This window comes from Spirosoma koreense, from assembly GCF_054777875.1.
In genome coordinates, this window is sequence record NZ_BAAHAC010000022.1 from 1,507,342 (window position 1) to 1,533,364 (window position 26,023).

At 50.4% G+C, this 26,023-nt stretch carries 20 protein-coding genes; 10 read left to right on the forward strand and 10 right to left on the reverse strand.

Annotated elements, in window-relative coordinates:
* Positions 1-121 precede the first annotated feature (121 nt).
* Positions 122-541 carry a LytR/AlgR family response regulator transcription factor gene (locus ACYVC2_RS19690; RefSeq protein ID WP_461104874.1) on the forward strand — a complete coding sequence of 140 codons (420 nt, stop codon included), beginning with the start codon at positions 122-124 and terminating at the stop codon, positions 539-541.
* A 104-nt stretch (positions 542-645) separates the two neighbouring features.
* Here ACYVC2_RS19690 and ACYVC2_RS19695 read toward each other — a convergent pair whose 3' ends face one another.
* Positions 646-1,320, reverse strand: coding sequence for a porin family protein (locus ACYVC2_RS19695; RefSeq protein WP_461104876.1), 675 nt, complete (start codon positions 1,318-1,320; stop codon positions 646-648).
* Between the two features lie 226 nt (positions 1,321-1,546).
* Here ACYVC2_RS19695 and radA point away from each other — a divergent pair, with 226 nt between their 5' ends.
* A complete protein-coding gene (gene radA, locus ACYVC2_RS19700; RefSeq protein ID WP_461104878.1) occupies positions 1,547-2,932 on the forward strand; it encodes a DNA repair protein RadA in 1,386 nt (461 codons plus the stop codon).
* Positions 2,933-2,998: 66 nt separating this feature from the next.
* Here radA and ACYVC2_RS19705 read toward each other — a convergent pair whose 3' ends face one another.
* Both ACYVC2_RS19705 and ACYVC2_RS19710 read right to left on the reverse strand, forming a co-directional pair.
* Complete coding sequence (locus ACYVC2_RS19705; RefSeq protein ID WP_461104880.1) at positions 2,999-3,136, reverse strand: YgjP-like metallopeptidase domain-containing protein; 138 nt, start codon at positions 3,134-3,136, stop codon at positions 2,999-3,001.
* Between the two features lie 317 nt (positions 3,137-3,453).
* Positions 3,454-4,464 carry a DUF2268 domain-containing putative Zn-dependent protease gene (locus ACYVC2_RS19710; protein ID WP_461104882.1) on the reverse strand — a complete coding sequence of 337 codons (1,011 nt, stop codon included), beginning with the start codon at positions 4,462-4,464 and terminating at the stop codon, positions 3,454-3,456.
* Positions 4,465-4,980: 516 nt separating this feature from the next.
* Here ACYVC2_RS19710 and ACYVC2_RS19715 point away from each other — a divergent pair.
* On the forward strand, positions 4,981-5,868 hold the full coding sequence (locus ACYVC2_RS19715) for an alpha/beta fold hydrolase (RefSeq protein WP_461104884.1): 888 nt from the start codon (positions 4,981-4,983) through the stop codon (positions 5,866-5,868).
* 40 nt (positions 5,869-5,908) lie between these two features.
* Here ACYVC2_RS19715 and ACYVC2_RS19720 read toward each other — a convergent pair whose 3' ends face one another.
* Genes ACYVC2_RS19720 through ACYVC2_RS19730 form a run of 3 tightly spaced genes read right to left on the reverse strand, consistent with a single transcriptional unit; the run spans position 5,909 to position 7,677 of the window.
* On the reverse strand, positions 5,909-6,568 hold the full coding sequence (locus ACYVC2_RS19720; RefSeq protein WP_461104886.1) for a hypothetical protein: 660 nt from the start codon (positions 6,566-6,568) through the stop codon (positions 5,909-5,911).
* Positions 6,510-6,761: a hypothetical protein gene (locus tag ACYVC2_RS19725; protein ID WP_461104888.1), complete on the reverse strand. Its 252-nt coding sequence runs from the start codon at positions 6,759-6,761 to the stop codon at positions 6,510-6,512. Before ACYVC2_RS19725 ends, ACYVC2_RS19720 begins: the two co-directional genes overlap by 59 nt.
* A 43-nt stretch (positions 6,762-6,804) precedes the next feature.
* Positions 6,805-7,677, reverse strand: coding sequence for an AraC family transcriptional regulator (locus ACYVC2_RS19730; protein ID WP_461104890.1), 873 nt, complete (start codon positions 7,675-7,677; stop codon positions 6,805-6,807).
* 137 nt (positions 7,678-7,814) lie between these two features.
* Between ACYVC2_RS19730 and ACYVC2_RS19735 the strand changes: the two genes are divergently transcribed.
* From ACYVC2_RS19735 to ACYVC2_RS19745, 3 genes are read left to right on the forward strand one after another with little or no spacing between them, the layout of a single operon-like run.
* Positions 7,815-8,699, forward strand: coding sequence for a sugar phosphate isomerase/epimerase family protein (locus ACYVC2_RS19735; RefSeq protein WP_461104892.1), 885 nt, complete (start codon positions 7,815-7,817; stop codon positions 8,697-8,699).
* A 42-nt stretch (positions 8,700-8,741) separates the two neighbouring features.
* The gene (locus ACYVC2_RS19740; protein WP_461104894.1) at positions 8,742-9,857 is read left to right on the forward strand and encodes a Gfo/Idh/MocA family protein; all 1,116 of its coding nucleotides are present in this window, start codon (positions 8,742-8,744) and stop codon (positions 9,855-9,857) included.
* Between the two features lie 32 nt (positions 9,858-9,889).
* A complete protein-coding gene (locus ACYVC2_RS19745; RefSeq protein ID WP_461104896.1) occupies positions 9,890-13,690 on the forward strand; it encodes a PVC-type heme-binding CxxCH protein in 3,801 nt (1,266 codons plus the stop codon).
* Positions 13,691-13,834: 144 nt separating this feature from the next.
* On the opposite strand, the gene ACYVC2_RS19750 is transcribed toward ACYVC2_RS19745, so the two are convergent.
* The 4 genes from ACYVC2_RS19750 to ACYVC2_RS19765 form a co-directional block, all read right to left on the reverse strand.
* On the reverse strand, positions 13,835-14,293 hold the full coding sequence (locus tag ACYVC2_RS19750) for a hypothetical protein (protein ID WP_461104898.1): 459 nt from the start codon (positions 14,291-14,293) through the stop codon (positions 13,835-13,837).
* Positions 14,294-14,366: 73 nt separating this feature from the next.
* On the reverse strand, positions 14,367-14,897 hold the full coding sequence (locus tag ACYVC2_RS19755; RefSeq protein ID WP_461104900.1) for an RNA methyltransferase: 531 nt from the start codon (positions 14,895-14,897) through the stop codon (positions 14,367-14,369).
* 51 nt (positions 14,898-14,948) lie between these two features.
* Positions 14,949-16,778, reverse strand: coding sequence for a Kelch repeat-containing protein (locus tag ACYVC2_RS19760; protein WP_461104902.1), 1,830 nt, complete (start codon positions 16,776-16,778; stop codon positions 14,949-14,951).
* An 85-nt stretch (positions 16,779-16,863) separates the two neighbouring features.
* Positions 16,864-17,415, reverse strand: a complete 552-nt coding sequence (locus tag ACYVC2_RS19765) for a PH domain-containing protein (RefSeq protein ID WP_461104904.1) — start codon at positions 17,413-17,415, stop codon at positions 16,864-16,866.
* Between the two features lie 107 nt (positions 17,416-17,522).
* Here ACYVC2_RS19765 and mutS point away from each other — a divergent pair, with 107 nt between their 5' ends.
* From mutS to ACYVC2_RS19785, 4 genes are all read left to right on the forward strand, one after another.
* Complete coding sequence (gene mutS / locus ACYVC2_RS19770; protein ID WP_461104906.1) at positions 17,523-20,183, forward strand: DNA mismatch repair protein MutS; 2,661 nt, start codon at positions 17,523-17,525, stop codon at positions 20,181-20,183.
* Between the two features lie 226 nt (positions 20,184-20,409).
* Positions 20,410-20,814: a hypothetical protein gene (locus ACYVC2_RS19775; protein ID WP_461104908.1), complete on the forward strand. Its 405-nt coding sequence runs from the start codon at positions 20,410-20,412 to the stop codon at positions 20,812-20,814.
* 5 nt (positions 20,815-20,819) lie between these two features.
* The gene (locus ACYVC2_RS19780; protein WP_461104910.1) at positions 20,820-22,076 is read left to right on the forward strand and encodes a hypothetical protein; all 1,257 of its coding nucleotides are present in this window, start codon (positions 20,820-20,822) and stop codon (positions 22,074-22,076) included.
* Positions 22,077-22,814: 738 nt separating this feature from the next.
* Positions 22,815-26,006 (forward strand): SusC/RagA family TonB-linked outer membrane protein, encoded by a 3,192-nt coding sequence (locus ACYVC2_RS19785; RefSeq protein WP_461104912.1) that lies wholly within the window; start codon positions 22,815-22,817, stop codon positions 26,004-26,006.
* Positions 26,007-26,023 lie beyond the last annotated feature (17 nt).

Below are 26,023 nucleotides of genomic sequence, written 5' to 3' on the forward strand. Positions count from 1 at the left end.
AGTTGAGGGCCTGCCTCAGCCCCTGCAGATCAGACCATTTCTTTTTGAACCCATAGCGATCAGGTAGTTTTGTTTCATTCAATCGATGACGGAAACGTCGCCCCAAAACTATTCTCTATCTATGGAATCCTCTAGCTTTTCTCAAACACAGCCCCTTTCGATCGTTCCGCACTTTCCTGCGTCTTATCAACGTAATGCACAGCGTATTGCGCTTCCTTATCTAAACCGTACGATTTTCATTTCTGTCGACGATATTCTGTGTCTGCAGGGCGAGGGAAATTATACGTTTCTATACACTCGCGACCGCAAGCGGTATCTGGTGTCGAAAACGCTCAAAGAGTTTGAAAAAACCCTCGACGGCTCCATGTTTCCGCGTATCCATAAATCGTACATCGTCAATCTGGCTTACGTGCAACGGAGCATCTTCAGTAAAGAGCACCAGGTCCGGTTGGCCGATGGCCGGGAAGTTAGCATCTCCCGTCGGCGGATGAAAGCCATTTCAGCTCAGCTGAATCAGTACTGGAAGCGGTTGTATAACTAACGGTTCAGCGAAGAAATCGCTACGAACAACAAATACATAATGCAACAAAACCGGCCGCCGGACTCAATGGTCCAACGGCCGGTTTTTTAGTTTAGCCCAGGAGCCTAGAATATTCGATAAGCCAGGGTAACCTGCCACGATTTCATGCGCTGACTGAACCTGCCCTGCGTGTCGTTGATCTGGGCTATGTCGGAGAGGTTGCCTTCGTAGCGTACGTCGAGCCCGAAAGACCCAATGTCCAGGCCGCCCCCAAGCTGATAGCCATAATATGCCTTAGACCAGGCATCGTTGAGTGTACCGTTGGTATACTGGCTCAGGGCTTGGCCTAACCGCTGGTTATCGTCGACCCGAAACGAAATAACTGGGCCCGCCACTACACGGATAGGGCCACCCTTAATGCCCAGCAAAAGCGGAACATCGAAGCTGGTCATTTTTACCGTCGTCGATTCTTTCTGACCGTTCCGGATGATATCGAGCGACCCGGCCCGGGTCGAATACAAAATTTCGGGCTGAATAAACAGATTCCGGCCAATGCGGGCGTACACGCCAAACGAAGTCCCGGTTCGGGTATCGTAGCTATCGCTCAGGTTATTGCGGAATGTCTGCCCATCTACACTGACTGTCGGCGACCCATTGGAGTTGGTTCCGGTCGTGACAAAGTTGCCGAAGGTAAGTCTGGAGAGATTGACACCACCCTTAATGCCGAACTGAAAGCCGCTCTGGGCAAACGTTAGAGCCGGAAGCGCCGTAAGTGCTGCGAAAAGCAGGATTTTTTTCATAGTTAGCTGTGAAAAAGACGATTAATAGGTAAACGTAAACCGATGGATTCCGTTGTGAAACGCCAACTTATTTCGAGCGAATGGCGTTTTAGTAATGGATAATTGTTGATGTAAAATGAATAATTGAAGCGCTTTGTAAGGCTTTGATTGGTTGAGTCTCCAGTAGTTTAATCGACTGTACAGCTCATTTTACATTATTCATTACACCATTATCTATGACTCCTGAATGGCCAAAATAAAAACCACCTATTTCTGTCAGAATTGCGGTCTCCAGTCGGCCAAATGGCTGGGTCGCTGCCCATCATGCGGGGAGTGGAATACGTTTGTCGAAGAGCTTGTTCAGAAAGACGAACCCGAAAAAGGGAGTTGGCGGAGCCCGTCGTCCGGACCAGGAAACCTGAAAGTTGCTCCGAAGCCGAAAGCCATTCATGCCATCAATTATGAAGAGCAGCCCCGCATACGTACGACCGATGGCGAACTGAACCGGGTACTGGGCGGAGGAATCGTACCCGGGTCGTTGGTGCTGATAGGTGGGGAGCCTGGCATCGGTAAATCGACGCTTCTGTTGCAGATTGCGCTTAGCCTGGCCGGTATGCGCGTCCTGTACATATCGGGCGAAGAAAGCGAGCAGCAGATCAAGATGCGGGCCGAACGGCTCGATGCACCCACCAGCGATTGCCACGTCATGACCGAAACCTCTACCCAGAATATCTTCCGGGTGGTGGAGCATTTCGAGCCCGAAATCCTGATTATCGACTCCATCCAGACCATGCAGTCATCGCTGGTCGAGTCGGGAGCGGGCAGTGTCTCGCAGGTTCGCGAATGCACGGCCGAATTCATGAAGTACGCTAAGGAGAGCGCTGTACCGGTGTTTATGATTGGCCACATTACCAAAGAAGGATCGCTGGCCGGACCGAAGGTACTCGAACACATGGTCGATACGGTGCTGACGTTCGAAGGGGATCGGCATACCACCTACCGCATTCTGCGAACGACCAAAAACCGTTTTGGCAGCACCGACGAACTGGGTATTTACGAAATGCTCGGAACCGGGCTGCGTCAGGTAACGAATCCATCCGAAATTCTGATTTCTCAGCGCGATGAAGCACTTAGCGGAGTTACCATTGGCTCGATGCTCGAAGGAAACCGGCCGCTGATGATCGAAACGCAGGCACTGGTCAGTGTAGCCACGTACGGAACCCCGCAACGGAGTAGTACGGGTTTCGATGCCAAACGCCTGAATATGTTGCTGGCGGTGCTCGAAAAGCGCGGTGGTTTCCGGCTGGGGCAGCAGGACGTATTTCTGAACATTGCCGGTGGATTACGGGTAGAAGACCCTGCCATCGACCTGGCCGTATGTGCCGCCGTCGTGTCGAGTTACGAAGATATTGCCATTCCGCCGTCGGTTGCGTTTGCCGCCGAAATTGGTTTAGGGGGCGAAGTGCGGGCCGTCAGCCGAATCGAGTCGCGGATTGCCGAAGCCGAAAAACTGGGTTTCAAGCAAATATTTATTTCTAAATACAACCTCAAGGGGCTCGACACGAAGGGGTATAAAATCAGCATCAAACCTGTGTCAAGACTGGATGAGGTATTTCAGGGAGTGCTGATGTAAGGCCGTTTAGGTAGCCCAATCCGCATGGCTTACGGGTAACCTATTCCACTCCGTTTTTAACTGCCTCTAGGTAGGTAAGTAGTGGTCCATGAAGTGAACGAATCTGTCGTTGTGTAGTCTTTCAGATAGATGAACCATTTCATGGACAACTACAATAATTTCTCGCTGTTTGTATTCTCGTTTTGTGGTTCGTCTGAGCTTCAAATTCTTGCTGATGACGTCTTGCTCAGTTCAATTTTGAAAGAGCAAATAGTCCAACCGTTTCGTTGTTCATTCTTCCGGTTGGGGCAAGGAGAATGTTCTTGCTAGGTTGGCGAACAACGTCAATTTTATATTGCTGATGAATGATTTCGTCCATTAATAATCTCGCTGGATTTGCGCTAACTGAATTAGATGTTGCGTTCCAGGTTTATCGCAATCCGCATACTTTATGATATTGACCATCGCCTTTCAGACGGCGGTTCTTTTCAAAATTGCGAGTTCTTCCAATAATACGCTGTTTTTCTAAAAGACTTTTGATACTAGTAAGAAACCTTTTTGGCAAGCTCATAGCCAGATGCCGACAAAAATCGTTTTGCATTTTCATCGGTTAGATTTAACTCGATCATGTAACGAATAGCAGCTTGCTTATTGGTCGCTTTCTGATAATAATGCTTGCAAATCTGATAGCCCACAAAATAACCTAAATCTCTTACCTGTTGGCCAGCAATTTCCCGCTTTCCGTATAACCAACCTCCTTTCCAATTAAACTCAGCGTACATCTCTTGTTTAAAGGCATCCCAAATCAACTGCTCATGTTTTAAACCAAAGGCGATATGGCCGTCTGGATGAACAGCCGCCAGGGGTTGTTCATAAACCAGTTCTGCAATGAAGTCGGCCATACCCTCTTCTAAACACTTACCCAGCAACTGCTTGTGAGATGCCGTGTATTGCTTCTCTAACTGAGCACTTTGGAGGATCCGATCTTTATTGCGTTGGGTCCACTGCTGGGTATGCACAAATTCGTGTAAAACTAAGGGGACCGCCCAATTGGGCTGGCTACTGGCCGCTACTTCGGTACCGATATATACGGTCCGGTTATCAATGGTTCCGCCTGAGTTATTGATGCCTACACAAAAGTAGATGTCGCCATCCCGGAAAGCCGGGTAGATGCGCTTAAATAAGGCTATTCGATTTCGAATTTCAGTTTCCTGCTCTAAAACCGACAAAATCCAGGGTCTTTTTTGGAGTAGAGCCGTCTGGTCTTTTTCAATAAAGGCTCGCCAATTAGCGGTACTACCGCCCCGTAAGACCATAAATTCTTTCAGGCCCTGACTGGCCCGATCAACATACAGCTTCTGGATAAAGACGGCTTGTTTAGCGGTATCTTTTGTGGTTATCACACTGTCAAAGGCTTGATAGAACCTTGGTAAATCGTCAGTGTGCAGGTTTATCTGGGCTCTGCCAGGAAAAGCCATCAGCAGCAATAAAACAGTCGTAGAAAGAAAAGAAAGGGAGTTTTTAAGGCCTGTCATCAGAATACTAATTGTCATGCATATAAATTGATATAGAGGTGGACTCCTGTCTGAGATGCAAAAGACCAACGGTGAAGACTCAAGGCTCGGACAAGTAAAGTTAAGGGGAACGAAGTTGAATTCAGAATGAGAAAGCCCGGCTTGGCCTGCTTCAGTGCTTGATGAATGATGTTCAGCAGGGTGTCGAAAACCAGAGCCAGATTGGACTCGGGCTGTGCCAGTTGGAAAATTATAGGCGTTCCTCTGCTTTCGCTCCGGAAAAACAGCTTTGTATCAGTCCAGATGCGCCAGGTTTTCAGGACTCGACCATTTCTCGGGCTGAGGGCGTTGGTGTAGTTACGCTTCGGTAAGGTTGCCCGGTAAAGGGTCCGATGCCGAAGGTTGGTTCGTGATTCCACCCAGGCGCATCTGTCTCATGCCGAATGGTAAATTCCTGAGTGAAAACGCGCAAAAGGCTTAACCCGGGCAAAACCATTTAGCAGACCTTCGGTTAGTTTAAGGTGCAAACTAATGCACGCATCAATTAAAAACGTTATGAGCTACATAAAAGCAGGAATCGATGCCTATGGCAACGACATTAAACTTTTCTATCAGGACCTGGGCAGCGCCAATGCTACATCGACCGTTGTGCTGATTCATGGTTGGCCGCTGAGCAGCCAAATGTGGGATTACCAGTTAGCCGAACTGCCAGCCCACGGTCTGCGGGTAGTAACCTACGACCGCCGGGGTTTTGGTAAGTCCTCGCAACCCTGGGACGGCTACGATTACGATACCCTGGCCGACGATCTGAAAGCTATACTGGACGAACTGAATCTGCAGAACGTAACCCTGGTTGGTTTCTCGATGGGTGGGGGCGAAGTGGCCCGGTACATGAGCCGACATGGCGGAGCGCGCATCGCGAAAGTTGCGTTCGTCAGTGCTGTAACGCCTTACTTACTCAAAACCGACGATAACCCGGACGGCGTCGATCAAAGTGTATTCGATGAAATTACGGAAAACCTTCAGAAAGATCGGGCCGATTTTCTGCAAACGTTCGGTAAGCAATTTTATGGGGTTAGTCTGCTGAACAAGCCCGTCAGCCAGGCACACCTCGACGGCGACTTCGCGCGGGCTTACGTGGCTTCTCACAAAGCAACCCTCGATTGCGCCAATGCCTTCGCTACCACCGACTTTCGGGATGATTTGATGGAAATTCGGGTGCCGGCTCTGATCATTCACGGGGATTCCGACAAAACGGTGCCCATCGAATCGTCGGGCGAACGGACCGCCAATGCACTGCCAAATGCCCAATATATCGTTTACGAAGGAGAGCCACACGGTCTTTTCTTTACCTCAAAAGATCGGCTCAACGAAGACCTGGTTGCGTTTGTAACGGAAGGCATACCGGTTCGCGAGCAGGTTGAGACAACGACGATTTACTAGGGCAAATTGCGAACAATAAGAGCCTGGATACTTAGACAAACTAAGTATCCAGGCCTTTTTTTAGTTGCTCAACTAAGCTAACCTGTACGTCGGCAAGCCGGGCAATCTTATGAATTGAGAAATTAGTCTCTTTCAGTAGGTTCAGAATAACCAGCCGCTTCCCATTTTCAAGCCCACGATCGAAGCCTAACCGCTCTCCCTTTTGAAAAAACGGGTCTTCCTGCTCTTTAAAAAACTGAGTTAGTTTTTCCATAACTGTCTCTAAAACGGGTTGTAATTTACGAAGTTGGACCAATACCCGCAACTGGTTTATATGTCGTTCAAAAGCTAAAGAGCCGGATGTCGTCTCATAAATCCGCTGCACGATTTGTTCCAAAATGACCTCCGGTGTGGTGCCTTTATAATCGGCTAAAAGCGTAAACAAAATTTCTTCGGGCTTAGCTGAATTGAGGAACAATTCATAAGCAAATTGCTGAAATGACAACAAATGGTAACGCAGGATCGAATCGCCCGTATTGAGTTCCGTTGACATTTTAGGCGGCTTACTTCCCATAAAAAATACGTACTGCCGAACGGGTAGCCGATAGGTCTGAGCAAGCATAACGCAGTACTCACCCATTCGATAGATCATATCCGGGTCATCAGCCACCGAATCGTCGGCCCGGCTGAAATTCAAGGTGCAGAACAAACGTGTTTCCATCTCGATCATGAATACGCTTGAGCGCATCCGGTTTGCGCTCTTTGGTATGCTGAAGATCATCCGGTAACTCTTCTGACCGAAGGGGGTAAATATGGAGAAGATCTTCTATAAGCGCAGGAATGGCTGCTTCTAAATTCTCCCGGATACTTTTATCGTATTGATGAACCGAGAACGGCTTACGGCGGACTTTCATAACTCTGGATGGTGTCCCGTAAGACTGTCCAGATGCCTTTGCGTTACAACTGCCGATAGGTCTTTACATAGCCCGATGGAGTCTGCCCCGTAATGTCTTTGAACTGTCGGTTGAAGTTCGACAAGGTTCGGAAGCCGCTTTCAAAGCTAATCTGCGTGATGTTTAATTTGCCGTCGATGAGCAGTTTACAGGCATGACCGATGCGCACTTCCGACACAAATTCGGAAAAGGTTTTGTTGGCCCTTGTCTTGAAATAGCGGCAGAAGGCGGGGGGCGTCATGCCCGCCAGATCAGCTACTGTTTCCAGGCTGAGATCGTTGGGGAAGTGACCCAGCACGTAGTCATGAACCAGCTGCATGCGGTCGGTCTCGTTGGGTTTAACCGTGTTCGTGTAGCCGGGGCTGGTCAGGTACTGATAATCCGTAGCGTGCGACAGATTATTCAGCAACGTCAGCAGGCTGATGACCCGCTCGAAGCCAACGGGCTGGCTGGCCAGGTCCTTGAGCGCTGTTTCGGTGCGCTTACGGGTATAGCCGGTCCATTCGAGACCTTGCCGGGCGTGCGCCAGCAGATGCCGGAGTGGCGCCATCTCCTGCTTTTCCAGAAAAGACGTGCCCAGAAAATCTTCTGTAAAATAAATAACCGTTCCTTTGGTAATCAGTTCCGATGGCTTGTCGAAATAAGCTTTATCACTGCGCCAGAGGTGTGGCAGGTTGGGGCCTAGAAAAACCAGGTCGCCGGGCGCAAACGGCCTGATCGAGTCGCCGATGAAGCGCGTTCCGGTTCCTTTCTCTACCAGAAATAGCTGATAATGCGGATGAAAATGCCAGTTCGGATCGAAATGTGGTTCAACGAGCTCTTTGACCGTAAACGAAGATCCGACTGGTTCCAGGTCTTTACGAAGGGCGTTTTTCATCGAATAACTCTATTATTTTAACGGGAAAAGTTGAATGTATGCAGATTTGATGCAAAAATAAAGTCAATAATAGCTAAAAAATGGTGAGCAGCTATAGTATTGGTTAAATAAATTTGTGAACTATTAATTGACGAAATATGAATAAGCTGGGAATGAACCTGTTTGTCTGGACCGCGTCTATGGATGAAGATTTGTCGGATACGCTGGCCTTTCTGAAAACAAGTGGGTTCGATTTTGTGGAGATACCCATCAGTAACACCAATCTGGCAAAGTGGCAGCGCCTGGGAGAGCAACTGCGGGAACTGGATCTGCCCGCGCAGACCTGCACGATCTGCGGACCGGAATACAACCTGATCAGTTCCGATGCATCCGTCCGTCGGGCTGGAGTCGACTATCTCAAACAAGTTGTCGATTGTTCCCGCGCTGTGGGGTCCGAGATCCTGATGGGACCGATGTACGCCGGTTTCAAGAAATTTACGGGTCAACCCGCTACAGCCGAAGAGTGGAACTGGTCGGTGACGGCCATGCGCGAAGTGGCCGAATATGCCCAGACCCAGGGCGTTACGCTAGCCATCGAATACCTGAACCGCTTCGAGACCTACCTGCTGACCTGCGCCGACGAGCTGGTGCACTACGTGGAAGCAGTAAATCACCCGAACTGCCGCGCGGCCTTCGACACCTTCCACGCCAATATGGAGGAGAAAAATATAGCCGAAGCCTTACGTACGTGTGCGCCGTATCTGGTTCACGTTCAGATTTCGGAAAATGACCGCTCCACACCTGGCCAGGGGCACATTAATTTTGACGAAGTTTTTGAGGCTTTGCAGGATATCAATTACGAAGGTCCGATTGCCATTGAAGCCTTCGGCCCCAATCCGCCTGAGCTGGCGGCTGCCACGCATATTTTCAGGCCTATGTTCGAGTCGCCCGAACAACTGGCTGTCGATGGGCTGGCGTATATCAGAAAGCATGTCGTACCGACCGTCGAGCTAGCGAACCAGCCGATTGGTAACGAATTATAAATCCTTTACTCTTACAGCCGACTGGTCTGGTCGGTACTTCCAATGAACGTAAACATCGCCATTGTAGGCCTTGGTTTTGGGGCCGAATTTATCCCGATTTATCAGCGGCATCCGAACGCGAATATGTATGCGATCTGCCAGCGCAACGTCGAAAAACTGAATGAGATCGGCGACGCCTACGGCATTGAAAAACGATATAGCAACTACGACGAGCTACTGGCCGATCCGGCTATCGATGCCGTCCACATCAACTCGCCCATTCCGAACCATGCCGAGCAAAGCCTCAAAGCCCTTCGTGCGGGTAAGCACGTGGCCTGTACCGTGCCGATGGCCACGAGTGTAGAAGACTGCCTGGAAATCGTAAAAGCGACAAAAGAATCGGGGAAAAAATACATGATGATGGAAACCGTGGTCTACAGCCGCGAATTTCTGTTTGTTAAAGAGCTGTACGAAACCGGCGAATTGGGTAAAGTTCAGTTTCTGAAAGCCAGCCACCAGCAGGACATGGACGGCTGGCCGGATTACTGGCCTGGGTTGCCGCCCATGCATTACGCGACCCACTGTGTGGGCCCCGTGGCGGGGCTGCTCAAACTCGAAGCCGATTATGTATCCTGTTTTGGGTCGGGCACGATTCGGGAAGAACTGGCGAAAATCCATAACTCGCCGTTCGCCGTTGAGTCAGCGCATATCAAGTTTAAAGACAGCGATTTATCGGCTTACGTGTACCGCTCGCTGTTCGACGTAGCCCGGCAATACCGGGAAAGTTTTGAGGTGTACGGCGATAAAAAGTCGTTCGAGTGGCAGTTGATCGAGGAAGAGCAACCGGTGATTCATACGGCCAAAAAGCCGGAGCCGGAAATTCCTGAGAAAGTGACCGTGCCGGATTATGCCCGTTTATTACCCGCCGAAATTGCCGGGTTCACGACCAAAGGGGTGTATGATGCCGATGAGAGCCAGCACCTGTCGTTTACGCAGGGGGGGGGGCACGGCGGATCGCATCCGCACATGGTGCATGAGTTTGTGTCGGCTATCATCCAGGACCGTGATCCGTTCCCGAATGCGGCTCAGTCGGCCAACTGGACGAGCGTGGGTATTCTCGCCCACGAATCAGCGTTGCAGGGAGGGAAGCTCATCCAGCTTCCAAATTTTAACGTGTAGTGCCGCCCGGCTGGTCGGATATCCTAAAAACCATGAAAAAACTACTTACCGCTATTGGGGTCATTGCGGTGCTTACCCAGTGCGCGCGCCAGTCGTCTACCCAAACGTCGGTTCGGCAGGTAACGGCCCAGCCGCGTCGGACGGAGATCCTGTTTCTGGGTGATAACGGTCATCACCGGCCCATCGAACGGGTGCCACAATTGATGGCTGCGCTGGGCGACAAAGGCATCAACATCACGTATACCGACAAGCTGGAGGACCTTAATCCTGATAATCTGAATAAGTACGACGGTCTACTGATCTTCGCCAACTGGGACAGCATTCCGAAACAGCAGGAAAAAGCGCTGCTCGACTACGTATCGTCGGGGAAAGGGCTGATTCCGGTTCACTGTGCTTCGTATTGTTTTCGCAACTCGGCCGAATACGTCGATAAAGTAGTCGGTGGGCAGTTCTGGCGGCACCGGATGGATACGATTCAAACCCGCTTCACGCAGCCTAATAACCCGATTGTGGCGGGTCTGCCTTCGTTCAAAGCGTACGACGAAACCTACCTGCACAGCCACTTGCAGCCAGACAATAACGTGCTGGCCGTTCGGGATATCAAAGCCGACCAGGCCAACGACAAACCGGGGGTTAAAGAAGAACCGTATACCTGGACGCGGCAGTACGGCAAAGGCCGGGTTTTTTATACGGCCTACGGTCACGACGAACGCACCTGGAGCCAGCCCGGTTTTCAGCAATTGCTGGAACGGGGAATTCTGTGGGCAGTCGGCGATGCGGTCAAAAAACTACACGACGACCTGAAACCGCAGCAGTTTACCTATCACGAAGCCAACCTGCCGAACTACGAGAAACGGTCCGGTCCGCAACTCGAACAGAATCCGCTGTCGCCCGAAGAGTCGATGAAGCATATTCAGGTGCCGGTGGATTTTACCCTCGATCTGTTTGCGCACGAGCCCAACGTGATGCACCCCATTGCGATGGCCTGGGATGAACGGGGGCGGCTTTATGCGCTGATTACTAAAGATTATCCCAACGAGCGAAAACCCGAAGGTGGCTCTGACTACATCGTGATCTGCGAGGATACCGATAAAGATGGTAAAGCCGACAAGTTCACCAACTTCGCCGAAGGGCTAAGCATCCCGACCGGTATGGCGTTTGCCAACGGCGGTTTGTATGTGTCGCAGGCGCCACACATGCTGTTTCTGCAGGATACCAACGGCGACGACAAAGCCGACGTAAAAAAGATCGTCTTCACTGGTTTCGGTACGTTCGATACCCACGCCGGGCCCAGCAACCTGCACTATGGCTTCGACAACTGGATCTGGGGCAGTGTAGGCTATTCAGGCTTCAAAGGAAAAATCGGGGCCGACAGCGTCAAGTTCAGCCAGGGCTTTTTCCGGTTCAAACCCGATGGCTCGAAACTCGAATACGTAACCAGTACCTCGAACAACACCTGGGGTTTAGGCTTTATGGAAACCGGCGATATTTTCGGCTCGACGGCAAATAATTCGCACGGCTGGTACATGGCCATTCCGAACCGGTATTTCAACGGCGCACCGCACATTCGCGAAAATGGCAGCCGCAGCACCGACACGCACAAAGACATGAAACCCATTACCGAGAAGGTACGGCAGGTGGACGTATTCGGTGGGTTTACGGCCGCTGCCGGGCATAATTTTTATACCGCCCGCGCTTTCCCGAAAAAATACTGGAACAACATTGCCTTCGTGGCCGAGCCAACGGGTCATATTCTGCACCAGAACGTGATGAAGAAAACCGGTACCGATTTCGAAGATACCGAAGGCTTCAACCTGATGGCCGGTGCCGACGAATGGTTTGCGCCGGTATTCGCCGAAGTCGGACCCGATGGTGCCGTCTGGGTGGTCGACTGGTACAGCTATATCATTCAGCACAACCCGACGCCCAAGGGGGCTACCAACGGATCGGGTAACGCTTACGAAACTCCGCTCCGCGATTTTACCCACGGTCGGATTTACCGGGTCGGCTATAAAAACGCCCCGACTTATACGCCGATGGCGCTCAGCAAAGACCGTCCGGCTGAGCTGGTAGCTGCGCTGAAAAACAATAATATGTTCTGGCGCATGACGGCCCAGCGGTTGCTCATCGAACGGAATAACAAAGATGTGGTGCCGCAACTAGTTGCCCTGGTGAAGGACCAGTCGGTCGATGAGATTGGCAACAATCCGGCGGCTATCCATGCGCTGTGGACACTGAAGGGCCTGGTTTTTGGTGATTCGGTCGGGCTGATGAAGCCAGAAGCCATCACCCTGTTTCAGGATATCAAGAGCGCCTTACAGCACCCGTCGGCGAGTGTTCGCAAAACTGCCGTACAGGTAATGCCCATGAATGCGGTTAAAATTGGCCTAATTCGCCAATATGACCTGCTAAACGACAAAGAGCCGCTGGTTGTATTAAATACATTGCTGACGTTATCGGAGCGCGACTGGGTGAAGTCGCCCGAAGTGCAGGAGATGGTGCTGGCGCGTCTGAATAAAGCCAGCGAAGTCAATGACCGCTGGTTACCCGATGCTTTCGCCAGTGTACTGACGGGAAATAACGGGCTCCTGATGAAATCCTATCTGACTAAAATTGCGACCACTGCGCCTGCCCAACCTAAGCCGACGCACGACATGGAAGCGCATAACCATTCGACCAATAAAGACGCGAACGTGCTGACCGCTTCGACGAGCAATAAAAACTACGCACCATCCAACCAGCCGGACCTGATCGTAGCGGCTATCCGGACCACCCCCGGTTCGCCATCCGTTCGGGAGCGGGCTCAGGTCTTTGTCGATGTCACAAATGTAGGTGGAGTCGCTATTCCGGACGGAACGCCCATTCCGTTGTCGATACGTGTCGAAGGGCCCAAAGGAACCACCGATGCTGCTAAAATCGACTTTGTGAGCGTTACGCACAACACCGGCATCAAACCGGGCGAGACGGTGACCATCAGCAAATCGAACAACGGCCCGTGGGTCGGCGATATGGGCGTCATGTTCGAGCGGGCCGGGCAATATACCATCACAGCCATGCTCGACCGTGAGAACAAGATTGCGGAAAGTAACGAACAGAACAACAACGCCACGCATACGCTGACGTACCGTGCTCCCCAAAGTATGAGCGCGTATGTGCTGGAGCGCGCTATCCGTAGTTATGCCTCGACGGCTCCCGTGGATTCGGTCATTGCTCTGCTTCGGCAAACTCAGAAGTTAAATCCGACCGAAAGCGAAGCGGTCGTGAAAGGCGTTACGGAAGGCTGGAATCTGAAACAGAAAGCCGATGTCCGGGAAGCCGATAAATCGTTCCTGGCCAGTCTGAGCAACAGCGTTTCGGGCGATAACCGCGAGCGGTTGAACCGGCTCTATGAAGCCTGGGGCATGGCCAAAGCCGAGCCTGTCGATCCAAACGTAGAAGTCGTGCGGATGAAAACCGTGCGCGAAGAGATGCGCTTCGATAAAAAGGAGTTTACCGTAACCGCGGGCAAGCCGGTTGAACTGGTACTGGAAAACCCCGATGCTATGCAGCATAATCTGGTGATCGGAAAACCCAAGAGCATGGAGATCATCGGTGCTGCGGCCGACAAACTGATTACGGCCAAAGACGGGGCCGAGAAAAACTACGTCCCCTCGATTGCACAGGTGATCGTAGCGACTCCGCTGGTTAACCCCGACCAGACCTATCGGCTCAAGTTCACGGCTCCCTCAACTCCCGGCGATTACCCGTACGTTTGTACGTTCCCCGGCCACTGGCGTATCATGAACGGCGTCATGAAAGTAGTGGGTGCCAAAACTGCATCGGTTAGTAAATAATTAGTACACGTCATAGGTGGTCATTGACCGTCATCCGTTGGGAAAGTTCAATCCAGCGAATGACGATCAATGACCACCCATGACGTTTTATAGATACCAAAAAAGCCCGCTTACGGCGGGCTGGTCAAGTCGATCAGTAGATGACTAAGCGTTGTCCGCCGTCGTGTCGGCCGAAGCGGGCGTGCTGTCTGGTTCAGGTTTCGGAACGGCTCTGGTCCGTGTGGTGGCAGGCTTGCTCGGTGTGGCTGCTTTAGGTGCGGGTTTACGTGCAGGAGCCGGTGCTTTGGGCGCTGCACTCGCTGCCGAATCCGCTACTGTATCAATGGCTTTCTTGGCAGTACGTTTAGCGTTCTTCTCGGCCTTCGCTACATTCTTCTTCGCTTTCTCAGCTTCTTTTTTAACTTTTTTTGCGGGTTTGTCGGCTTTCTTTTCCGACTTATGCATCAGTTTCGCCAGTTTCTTCGCCAGTTTGTCCGCCGATTTTTCGATGGACTTCTTTATCTTTTTGGTAGCGTCTCCGGCATCGCTCAGTTTCGCTTCGATCGAGTTGACGATCTCCGAAGCCAGCGACTTCTGTTTGGATTTCAGGGCTTTGTTTGCCATTGGTTTGGTAGGAAAAATTTACAAATAAATACGGAATATCCGGGACAATCAAAAATCCAGTGTTAAGGTTTAGTCAGCTTTTCTGCAGAAAATCCCAGCAGACGATACCCGTCGTTACCGCCACATTCAGCGAATGTTTGGTACCGAACTGTGGTATTTCCAATACTACATCAGCTACCTGAATCACCTCTTCCCGAACGCCCGTTACTTCGTTACCCAACACAAAAGCGTGCGGTTTGTTTAGCTCCGGTCTAAAATCATGGAGCAGCGTACTACCCTCGGCCTGCTCGACGGCTGCGACTACCCAACCATCAGCCTGCAACTGCCGAATCAGGGTGACTACGTCCGGAACGTATTCCCAATCGACGGATTCGGTAGCGCCCAGCGCTGTCTTGGTAATGTCGCGGTGTGGGGGCTGGCCCGTAATGCCGCACAGATACAGTTTTTGCGCCCGAAACGCATCTGCTGTTCTGAACACCGACCCGACATTGTTCAGGCTGCGGATGTCGTCCAGAATGAGACAATACGGAAATTTTTCGGCTTCTTTAAAATCGTCGACCGACAATCGGTTGAGATCACTGAGGGAAAGTTTGCGAGGGGGCATACGGTAACCTACTATTTAAAATAAATAGCAAAGCTACATAATCCCGGATTGTTAGGGTTTAACAAAACGCGTACGTAGATGCTGTCCATCAGCAGTGACCACACTGGCAATATAAATACCGGCTGGCAAAGTCGATACATCCGTAAAAGATTGAGAGCCTGTTTGGGTAATCAGACGTCTGCCACCTAAGTCATGAACAGTCAACTGGCTGATTGTGGCACTCGTGGATAGACGGAGATTGAGCAAGTTTGTGCTAGGAGTAAGCCAGGTTGTTAACTGCGCAGGTTGTTTATCGTTCAGGCGACTAACCGAGATGATAGTGGAAAAATGGGTACTGCCGTCAAGGTCCACTTGTTTCAGTCGGTAGTAGCTCACAGGGACGGGCATGGTAGGGTCCGTAAAAGTGTAATCAGTAGGCTGACCGGTGGTTCCTTTCCCCTGGATGCTGCCAATGGATTCAAAGCTTTTAGCGTCGGCGCTGCGCTGAATCTCGAAGTGGTCATTGTCTTTCTCCAGCGAGGTTTGCCAGGTAAGTTGAGTGCCTATGTTTTCGGTCCATATCCCGGAGAATGATACTAAGTTGACGGGTAGAGCCAGGTTTGTCGTATAGATATCGATCTTACTGGGATCATTTACATGATATAGCCCATCGTTTTCGGCAAAAAGTGCCCGTTCTCCCGCACTGGCTGCTGACAAAGATTTTTTGACCTGTGGAAGCTGTGTTACTGACCACTGATCTGTACTTGTTTCATAAATATCAACTGTAGAAGAGCCGGTAGAGCTTCCCGCAAAAAAAACCTTACTGCCAGCACTGGTTGCGGCAATACCTGCTCTTCCTTCCGAGAGCTGTGCAGTACTCCATTGGTCCGTACTGGTATCGTAAATATCCACGACGCTGGAAGCGGGACTACCGCCTGCAAAGAAGATCTTCTTGCCAACGACGATTGTTGTAATAGACGATCTCGCCTGTGAGAGCGTAGCCGTTGTCCATTGGTCGGTGGCCGTATCGTAAATGTCTACCCGGTCAGAGAGGGTTCCATTCGATGCCGATCCTCCGGCGAAGAAAACCTTCGTTCCCACTCCAATCATTGTTGATCCGGTTCTTGCCTCTGGAACCGTCTTGTTTGTCCATTGGCCTGTAGGTATATCGTAGCTATAAAAATCAGATAGGATGTATACGGAGGCAACCGCAACTAATACTTTATTTCCAGCTCCTGCTGCCTGTATAAACGAATAGCCAACTGGTATTTTGGTCGAGGACCACTGATTTGTAGTCAAGTCGTAAATGTCGAGTGCGCTGGAATAATAATCATATAAACCTGAGCTAACATCCCCTCTTCCTCCTGCAAAAAAGATCTTTCCAGCAGTACTCGTGACAGCTATATTAGAACGACCCTGCGAAAGTTTAGCTGTAGCCCATTGGCCGGTAAGAGCATTATAAATATCTACACTCGCAGAGCCTCTCGACCCATAATAGGAGAAACCGTTAGTTCGACCTCCGGCAAAGAAGGCCAGGTTGTCGACACTTATCGTGCTTATGGAATGTCTGTATTCCGAAAGCGTAGCTGATGTCCATTGATTTGTAACACCATCATAAATGTCTGCCTGATTTGTTTCTCCACCGAGAAACGTTCGATTATAGTACCCACCGGCAAAGATGGCCTTATTACCTACACCAGTAACCCCCATATTCGATCTGCCCTGCGATAGCGTAGTGCTGTACCACTGAGCTGAAACCGGCCGACCAGCTAATAATACCAGAACTAATAAGCAGATGTAAACTTTATAATTCATAACTAAATGGGTTGATAGATAAAACTTCACGTTAAAAATTAAGTAGAAACAGGCTTCGAATTTTCTTACTGAAAGAGGATAAGTCATGAAGCCAAACTATCCCATCAAAGTCGACAGCATATTATCTTTAGATGGATTTTGGTTGATTTTGTAACGCAGTTGCCTTAAATTCTTACACCCCAGCCTGTTTACCTTGCTCCTGCAGCAATTGCTTAATATCCCGTAGCGTGTCGCGTACTTCGGTGAGCAGGATTTCGCTGGTGTCGGCGGGTTGGGGAGCGCTTCGGGCGGCTATTAACTTTTGGCGCTGTTCAAGAATCTGAGTGCGAAACGTTTGGGCGTCAATGATGCCGATCAGTTCCATGTCGTTGGCTTGCTTCGAATTTTGGCCGGCGGTTTCAAATTTCAGGATACACAGATCAAAATATCGGAGAACCGGACCGGCTACGAACGTCACATCCTGGATATTTTCGAGAGGAATGGTCTTTTCGACCTCCACCAGAATTCCTTTCCGGAAATGCAAAGAGCGCTCGGTCAGTTCGCAACTGAGCTTCTGAAAATAGTGGCGGCTCCACCATTGCCCGATGCCCAGCAGCCAGAAGGGCAGCAGGACAATCCCGAAGACAGTGACCAGCATGATGAACGCTATGTACAGCAGCAGATAGGTTCGAATGATTGGGTTGAATTGGACCGTAATAGGGAAAGAAGGGGTAGTGGTATCCATGGTAGAGCGTCTATTGGGTTGGGTATGTAAGGTGCTAAGCGGGGGAAATAATAGCCATTTTCTCGGTAAATTTTGGTATTTTTGTTAAAAACAACAGCTAAAAATCAGTGAAGACAGCCACCGCAGCGAAGCCTCAATCGAAGAAAAACGAAACGCCCCTCAACCGCCAGTATAACCAGATTAAAGCCAAATACCCCGGTGCGTTGCTGCTCTTCCGCGTCGGTGATTTCTACGAAACCTTCGGCGAAGATGCCGTGCGGGCCAGCAAGATTCTGGGTATCACCCTGACCAAACGGAACAACGGTGGCTCTAACGAAGAACTGGCTGGGTTTCCGCATCACTCGCTCGATACGCACCTGCCGAAACTGGTTCGGGCGGGCGAACGCGTCGCCATCTGCGATCAGCTGGAAGACCCGGCACTGGCCAAAGGCATCGTTCGGCGGGGTGTCACGGAACTGGTAACGCCGGGGGTGTCGTTCAACGATAACGTACTCGACACCCGACGCAACAACTACCTCGCGGCTGTTCATTTTGGTAAAAGTGGGGCTAGCCATCCAGACGACCAGTTTGGCGTGTCGTTTCTGGACGTCTCGACGGGCGAGTTTCTGGCGTCGCAGGGAAATGCGGCTTATGTCGATAAACTGTTGCAAAGCTTCAACCCGTCGGAAGTGCTGTATTGTAAGCGCAACCGCCAGGAGTTTGGGCAATTGTTTGGCGATAAGTTTCATACCTATACCCTCGAAGATTGGGCCTTCACCTACGACTTCGGGTATAATTTCCTTAAACAGCATTTTCAGACCACCTCGCTCAAAGGCTTCGGTATTGAAGGACTGCCTGACGGAATCATTGCCGCCGGAGTTATTCTGCACTACCTGAACGAAACCGAGCATAAAGACCTGCAACACATTACCCGGGTAACCCGGCTCGAAGAAGACCGGTATGTCTGGCTCGACCGGTTTACGATCCGGAACCTCGAACTAACCGTCGCTCAGCAGGAGGGAGGGGTGCCGCTGATTCAGATTCTCGACCAGACCGTAACACCCATGGGGGCCCGGCTGCTGCGAAAGTGGCTCAGCCTGCCACTGAAGGAAAAAGCCCTGATCGACGAGCGGTTGAACATGGTCGAGCTGATGACAGCCGATGACGAACTGACCGATACGCTGGTGAATCACCTGCGGCAAATCGGCGACCTGGAACGGCTGGTGTCGAAAGTGGCGGTTCGACGCATCAATCCGCGTGAATTGTTGCAGTTGAAACGGTCGTTGCAGCACGTGCTACCGATCAAAGAACTGCTCATTACGACGCTGAGCATCAATGAATCGCCTTCGCTGAAAAAATACGCCGATCAGCTCAATGCCGTTTCGTTTCTACTCGATCGAATCGAAGCCGAACTGCGCGAAGATCCGCCGACGCTCTCCAACCAGGGCGGTATGATCAGACCCGGTATCAACGCAGAACTGGATGAACTGACGGCCATTGCTTATTCGGGGAAAGATTATTTGCTTCAATTGCAGGAGCGCGAAGTGCAGCGCACGGGCATCAGCTCGCTGAAGGTGGCGTACAATAAGGTGTTTGGGTATTACCTGGAGGTAACCCACGCACACAAAAACCGCGTGCCCGACGACTGGATTCGGAAACAGACGCTGGTCAATGCCGAGCGATACATTACCCCCGAACTGAAGGAATACGAAGATAAGATCCTGAACGCCGAGGAACAGATTTTCCAGATCGAAGCCCGTATGTTCAATGAGCTGGTGCTGGCCGCCGGCGAATACGTTGGGGCCATCCAGCAGAATGCCCGGGTCCTGTCGGTGCTCGATGTACTGGCGTCTTTTGCCCGCGTTGCCGTCAGGAATAAATACGTTAGGCCGCAGGTAACGGAAAGCCGAGTACTCGACATTAAAGACGGGCGGCACCCGGTTATCGAGCAGCAACTGCCAGCGGGCGAGCCGTATATTCCAAATGATATTTTCCTCGACGACGAAACCCAGCAGATCATCATCATTACGGGTCCAAACATGGCCGGCAAATCGGCTCTGCTGCGACAAACGGCCCTGATCGTACTGATGGCGCAGTCGGGAAGTTTTGTGCCGGCTTCGTCGGCTGAAATCGGCCTTGTCGATAAGATTTTTACCCGAGTAGGGGCCTCGGACAACCTGTCGAGGGGGGAGAGCACGTTCATGGTAGAAATGACCGAAACGGCGAGTATCCTGAATAACCTCAGTGAACGGAGTCTCGTGCTGATGGACGAAATCGGGCGGGGTACGAGTACGTACGACGGGGTTTCCATCGCCTGGTCGATTGCCGAATTCCTGCATAACAAAACCGACTGCCGGCCCAAAACCTTGTTTGCCACCCATTACCACGAGCTGAACGATCTGGCGACGGATAATTCGCGGATCAAAAATTATAACGTGGCCGTGAAAGAAATGGGCAACAAGGTGATTTTTCTGCGCAAACTGAAAGAAGGTGGCTCGGAACATAGTTTCGGTATCCATGTGGCGCAGATGGCCGGTATGCCCGCGCAGATTGTAAGCCGGGCGAATGAAATCCTGAAGCAGCTCGAATCGTCGCACGGACGCGAAGCCAACCGGGAAAAGATCCGGGATGCCGTGCCTGCCGAACGCGAATTAGCCCTGCGCATCATCGAAGCGGGCGACCCGAAATCGGAAGCCATTAAAGAAAAACTACGCACCATCGACGTCAACCGGCTGACGCCCATCGAAGCACTGTTAAAATTGAATGAGCTCCTGAAACTGGTCGAATAAACCGGCTCAAGCGGCTGTTTCTGAACGAACCGGCCAGGCACATGAGACACTTGGCATGGCCGAGTGTCTTTTTTGTTTGTGATCAGTGCTGATTCTGTTCCTGTCTATCCAGAAACGGGCACGGTCTGAAAACAGGTGTATTTACGACGGTAAACGGGGATTTTCCCGTTGATTCAGGCTTCGGAAGCGGGCATTTTTGTAGCGTAAATTCTTACTGCGAAACACTATGCCACAAAATCCGAAGAGTGCCCTGATTGATTTCTACGAAGTTAACGGGAGCGATGAGCCAATTACACTCCGCGTGACAGTCAGCTACAAACAGAATGCTGTCACATCGGTGCGGATCAACGAACGGCCGGTGTTACCTCCCGACGGCCAGGGTGCCGGCGAAAGCTTTGTACGGTCATTTGCCACAGAGCTGGGTACGAACCAAGACCTTATTGATAAAGAGCTGGTCATGAAAACGTTCGTACACGACATCAACGACGAGGATAATCGTACGGGACTGATCATTCATTTGTCGGGGGGCGTAAAAGAACGTACCTGGGAGCTGGGTCCTATCACCGTCGAAGACGGGGCAATTATGCTGTACTCTTCAGACATTGGGTTCTTTCAACGAATAAATTCGTAATTGCTATGCTACGCTTTTTAGTCGTACTCGTGCTGTTTCCGTTGTTGGGACGAGGGCAGAATCAACCCGCTTCGCTATCGGAAGACGATAGTCTCTTTCAACTGAATGTGCTGGCTCCTCCGGCGTCGCCTGGTGCCAGCCTGCTGGGCGTTTCGCCCAGTGAAATCCTCAAGCCTGTCGATCCGAAAGCCTTTGCGGCCTCTATACAGAATGCAACGAAAAGCTTTACGACCTTACCCCAAAGTTTTGCCGTCGATGTAGCTCCGGCTAAATTCTTTACGGCGAAGAAGATCGATTACGCACAATTTTCCAAAAACGAAATCCCTGCCAATAGCTGGCAAAGCTGGGTCGTTTCGCTCGCTTACAAGAGCGATACCGTTCTGAAGGTGAAGACTCCTCAATTGGCGGTAGGCACTAAAGTCTCTATTTTAAGAGGCTATATTGGGAGTAAAACCGGTCAGTTACTAAGTGAAAGTACACGGGAGTTGAATAAACTGATGGGAATTTCAAACCGTCAGGAAATTCTCCGATTAAAGCCTGTAATGCAGTTACAGACTCAGATTGATAGCCTGAAGAAACTGGCCAGAGAGCGCGTGCAGAACAACGGAATCGATAACGAAGTAGAGCGTTTGACTAATCTTGCTTCAGCTTTAGGCACACAACTAAATGATACAATTACAGCTTATGTAGCTAAGCAAACCGATGCGATCACCAGCCTGCGCCACCTGAAACAGATCGCGAAAGACATCAAATACACACGCTATGGGTTTAAACTCGATGCCGCGCTTGGGTGGGTCTTTAGTTTCCCGAACGAATCATTTCAGGCGGGTAGTACCAATAAATTCGGTGCCTGGCTTACGCCCGCTTACGATTGGGAAAAAGGTAACTTTTCCGCCCTGGGTATTGTCCGCTATCTATTCAATCCCGATAACCCGCTGGCGGATACAGAGGGCATTCTGAAAGGTAAAAAAGTACAGACGATAGACTGGGGTGCCCGGCTGGTATATGGCGGTTCCGATCAACGGATAGCCATCAGTGGTGAAGCGATCTATCGTAGTATCGTTAGTAAACAGGACCCGGCCTTGAGCGTTTCCCCGAGCTGGCGAGTGGTATTTAATGCCGAATATGAACTGAGTGCGAACACGCGCCTAACTCTCTCAGTAGGTAAAGATTTCGACAATACGGTCATTAAGCAGGGGAATGTCATTGGCTTTCTAAACCTGATCGGAGCTTTCGGTGGCGATACCGTCAAACTTCGGTAGCGGTGCTATGTACATGGATTCATCACCCGAATGTAGGGCAACGCTACTAGCTTTGCAGGAGATATGTGCCAGAGCATACACAGGATTTAAAATTTCAGAGGAGTTAATTTAATCAATACGGTTCAGTTCGACACTGTGCTCCGTATTGCTGTTGCAACAGCCGTTGGCCCAGTCTTCTTTAAGAAGGCTGGGCTATTGCTTTTTAAGCTAGTAAGAAACGAATCCCTATTGGATACAAGTGACTATTGACATATAAAATTTTAATAAAACAGTCCATGCTAAAATATAGCTTGTTGAATTGATGAAATTATAGGTTTAAATTCTGCATCGCTACATTAAAAACTGATTAAACTACTATTTATTCTTAGTTAAGGAATATAAGGAGTCAAGAAATTAAGTAAAAATACTTATATATCGTAAATAGCCTTGCAACCTGGCAGGTAAGTAAAGAATTGTACTTTATCTATAAAATATTTTCGCTAGTCTACAAAATGTTATATAATATTAACTTATGTAATAGAGGTATTAATTAAGATATTATTCTAAATTATGAGATATATTGATAAAAAAGTATGAATTTATTGCACATAGAGAAATTATATTTTACAACAGGTCTGTTAGGCGTCCACAAGGAATATATAATTTTTTTGATAGAACCGCTTGCGTCGAAATTTGTTTACCATACTTTTGTAAAATTATTTCTTGAGTAATCTAACTTAATCTAATCTTATTAAGTCGATGAGGAAAAATTTACTTCTGAGCCTGCTGTTGATTTGCTCGGCATGGTCTTTGGTCCTGGCTCAGGGACGAACAATTAGCGGTAAGGTGACGTCGAGTGAAGATGGAACTACACTTCCGGGCGTATCGGTGGTCGTGAAAGGCACCACAACAGGAGCTGTTACAGATGGCGACGGAAGCTATTCGATAGCCGCCCCGGCCAAAGGAACGCTGGTGTTTTCATTTATCGGTATGGCCAGCAAGGAAGTTGAAATTGGTGCCAGCTCGGTAATCGACGTGAAACTGATGACCGACACCAAGCAATTGTCTGAAATTGTGGTGACCGGGGTAGGGGTCGCTACCGACAAACGGAAAATAGCCATCTCGGTCGAATCGGTTTCGGCTAAAGAACTGCCACAAACGCCGTCTGCTTCGGTCGATCAGGCCCTGATCGGGAAAATCCCGGGCGCGCAGATCACCAGCCGGAGCGGAACCCCCGGCGCCGACGTAAACATTCTGTTGCGGGGGATCAATACCATCAACCGGGGCACATCGCCCATGATTCTGATCGACGGGATTCAGATGGGGGCTACCAGCCTGCAAACCATCGACCTGAACTCCATCGAGCGGGTCGAAGTCGTGCAGGGAGCCGCTGCTGCTACTATCTATGGGGCTCAGGGCGCAAACGGGGTTATTCAACTGTTCACCAAAAAAGGAAAAAACGGTCAGCTGAACATCGATATCTCGTCGAGCATCGCATCGAATACATACCTGAACGTGGGCGGCCTGAGCAAGGCAAAATACCACGCGTTTGCTACCGACGCCAGTAACAACATTATTGGTTCGTCGGGCAAACCCATCACCTACGACGCTGCCAATGGGATCTACACGGAAAACGTACAGTATAATTCGACCGATCCAACCGCTACCAACAGCAAGCCGTACGACGCCAACCTGCAATACCACGATCATTTCGCGTACTTCTTCAAACCCGCCAATACGATCAACAACAGTATTGCCATTTCGGGTGGGAGTCAGAAAGCCGATTTCGGTATTTCGGTCTCGAACAGCCATCAGGAAAGTAATATTCTTAATAACGGCTATTGGGACCGCAGCAACCTGTCGGCGAATATCGGGATGCAGCTAGCCAAAGGGCTTACCCTGCGGTCTATCACACAGCTGGCGTATACGAAAAGTACGCTCAAATCGGCTGACCGTACTATCCTGTATAGCATGCTGAACGCCTATCCACTGGCCGACTTTTCGCTGACGACTACCGATGGGTCTATTCCGTATAACATGAACCAGACGATCGGGATCAATGCCTCGAACCCGTCGTATCGGCAGGCTTATACCCGGAATAACGACAACAAAATCGACATCATTCAGAACCTCAACCTGAATTACAAGTTTCCGAAGTTCGTCGAGTTGGATGCGAAATACGGACTCAACTACCAGGTTCAGAACCGCGATCTGGAATATGGAAACCAGACGAACAACGCTAACATCAAGTACTGGCAAGGTCTGGGAACGGCAACCTATATCTCGAACTACAACACCAATAGCAACGGTGATCTAACGAAGTATCTGAACACCAAGCTGTTCCAGAACTTCCTGGCGACGGCAACGACGGTTTTCGATTTCAAAGAAGATTTTGCCTCGCGTCTGCCCATCCGCTCGGTTACGCAGTTTGCCTTCGACTACCGCAACAGTAAAAATACCGAGTATATCAACGCGGCCCTGGGGCTACCATCCGCTTTCTCGCCCTACAACGCGACGAACGCATCGTCCTGGCGGATTTATAAAGACTACACCGAGCCATTCATTACCTACGGCTATCTGATCAACCAGCGGTTTGAATACGGCGACTGGCTGGGTGTTTCGGGCGGCTTCCGGAGCGATTTCTCGTCGGCCTTCGGACAGGGGTCCAAGCCATTTACGTTCCCACGTGGAGATGCTTACGTGCGCCTGTCGTCGCTGAAGTTCTGGGAAAACAGCGCGGTCAATGGCTTCCTGCCTGAACTCAAACTCCGGGCGGCTTATGGTCAGGCGGGTATTCAGCCGCAGCCCTTCGACCGGTACGTGACTCTAACACCAACCACAGTTGGAAATACGACTGGATTCTACTACTCCAATCAGCAGCCGAATCCGACTTTAGGGGTAGAGGTCTCGGAGGAACTGGAAATCGGAACCGACATGGTCTTCAGCTTATTCAAAGGGTCCAGCTGGTTAAACGCCATTGCGCTGTCGGCAACCTACTGGGATCGGAAAACCAAAGACGCTATTTATTCGATCGACGTAGCTCCGTCCGTTGGGTTGGGCCAATTAAAGGATAATGCCTTTACACTGGGCTCGAACGGACTCCAGATGTCGTTGAATTCGACGGTCTATCATAACTCGAATTTCAAGTGGAATACGACGATTAACTTTGGTAAGCAAAGCTCGAAAATCGTTTCGATCCGCAACAATTCGCCCGTTATTGTCACCTCGAACGCCGGCAGCACGAACTATGTTTTAAAAGCCGGTGAGAAGATTGGTCAGCTATACGGGTATAAGACCATCCATGCGGTCGATGCGAAAGATCCGAACGGAAACTTCTTCATCGCCCAGGCCGACCAGGAGCAATATACGGTAGCCAGCAACGGATATGTGGTGAACAAAGCCACGAAACAGCCGTACTTCACGGCCGACAAGTTCAGCTTTGGCGATCCAAACCCGAAGTTTAATATGTCGTTCATCAATGACCTGACCTATAAGAACTTCCTGACGTTCAATGTGCAGTTCGACTGGGTCAACGGCAACCACCTTTACAACCAGACGAAAGAATGGATGTACCGCGATGGTATCCACAGCGATTACGCCAATCCATTTACGATCGACGGACAAACGGGTGCCTGGACAGCTTTCTACCGGGGCGTTTATGCCCAGCGTACGGCCAATGGGACGAAAGATTACTTCTATGAAGATGCTTCGTTCCTGCGCCTGAGAAACATTTCGGTGGGGCTTGATTTCTCCCGCCTGTTTAAAATTCCGGGCGTAAAACGGCTTCAACTGGTGCTGTCGGGACGGAACATCTGGACGTTGACCAACTATACCGGCTTCGATCCGGAAATCAGCTCGGGTACGTCGAACTCGGCCTGGGACCGTGGTACTGATCACAGCACGATGCCAAACTTCAAGTCGTACCAGGCAGCTCTGAACATTGGATTCTAAGATTACCCCCTCAAAAA

Excerpts from the sequence above, each read along its gene's own strand:
- ACYVC2_RS19690 (WP_461104874.1), top strand. The coding sequence starts at position 122 with ATGGAATCCTCTAGCTTTTCTCAAACACAGCCCCTTTCGATCGTTCCG.
- ACYVC2_RS19695 (WP_461104876.1), bottom strand. The coding sequence starts at position 1,320 with ATGAAAAAAATCCTGCTTTTCGCAGCACTTACGGCGCTTCCGGCTCTA.
- radA (WP_461104878.1), top strand. The coding sequence starts at position 1,547 with ATGGCCAAAATAAAAACCACCTATTTCTGTCAGAATTGCGGTCTCCAG.
- ACYVC2_RS19710 (WP_461104882.1), bottom strand. The coding sequence starts at position 4,464 with ATGACAATTAGTATTCTGATGACAGGCCTTAAAAACTCCCTTTCTTTT.
- ACYVC2_RS19715 (WP_461104884.1), top strand. The coding sequence starts at position 4,981 with ATGAGCTACATAAAAGCAGGAATCGATGCCTATGGCAACGACATTAAA.
- ACYVC2_RS19720 (WP_461104886.1), bottom strand. The coding sequence starts at position 6,568 with ATGGAAACACGTTTGTTCTGCACCTTGAATTTCAGCCGGGCCGACGAT.
- ACYVC2_RS19725 (WP_461104888.1), bottom strand. The coding sequence starts at position 6,761 with ATGAAAGTCCGCCGTAAGCCGTTCTCGGTTCATCAATACGATAAAAGT.
- ACYVC2_RS19730 (WP_461104890.1), bottom strand. The coding sequence starts at position 7,677 with ATGAAAAACGCCCTTCGTAAAGACCTGGAACCAGTCGGATCTTCGTTT.
- ACYVC2_RS19735 (WP_461104892.1), top strand. The coding sequence starts at position 7,815 with ATGAATAAGCTGGGAATGAACCTGTTTGTCTGGACCGCGTCTATGGAT.
- ACYVC2_RS19740 (WP_461104894.1), top strand. The coding sequence starts at position 8,742 with ATGAACGTAAACATCGCCATTGTAGGCCTTGGTTTTGGGGCCGAATTT.
- ACYVC2_RS19745 (WP_461104896.1), top strand. The coding sequence starts at position 9,890 with ATGAAAAAACTACTTACCGCTATTGGGGTCATTGCGGTGCTTACCCAG.
- ACYVC2_RS19750 (WP_461104898.1), bottom strand. The coding sequence starts at position 14,293 with ATGGCAAACAAAGCCCTGAAATCCAAACAGAAGTCGCTGGCTTCGGAG.
- ACYVC2_RS19755 (WP_461104900.1), bottom strand. The coding sequence starts at position 14,897 with ATGCCCCCTCGCAAACTTTCCCTCAGTGATCTCAACCGATTGTCGGTC.
- ACYVC2_RS19760 (WP_461104902.1), bottom strand. The coding sequence starts at position 16,778 with ATGACTTATCCTCTTTCAGTAAGAAAATTCGAAGCCTGTTTCTACTTA.
- ACYVC2_RS19765 (WP_461104904.1), bottom strand. The coding sequence starts at position 17,415 with ATGGATACCACTACCCCTTCTTTCCCTATTACGGTCCAATTCAACCCA.
- ACYVC2_RS19775 (WP_461104908.1), top strand. The coding sequence starts at position 20,410 with ATGCCACAAAATCCGAAGAGTGCCCTGATTGATTTCTACGAAGTTAAC.
- ACYVC2_RS19780 (WP_461104910.1), top strand. The coding sequence starts at position 20,820 with ATGCTACGCTTTTTAGTCGTACTCGTGCTGTTTCCGTTGTTGGGACGA.
- ACYVC2_RS19785 (WP_461104912.1), top strand. The coding sequence starts at position 22,815 with ATGAGGAAAAATTTACTTCTGAGCCTGCTGTTGATTTGCTCGGCATGG.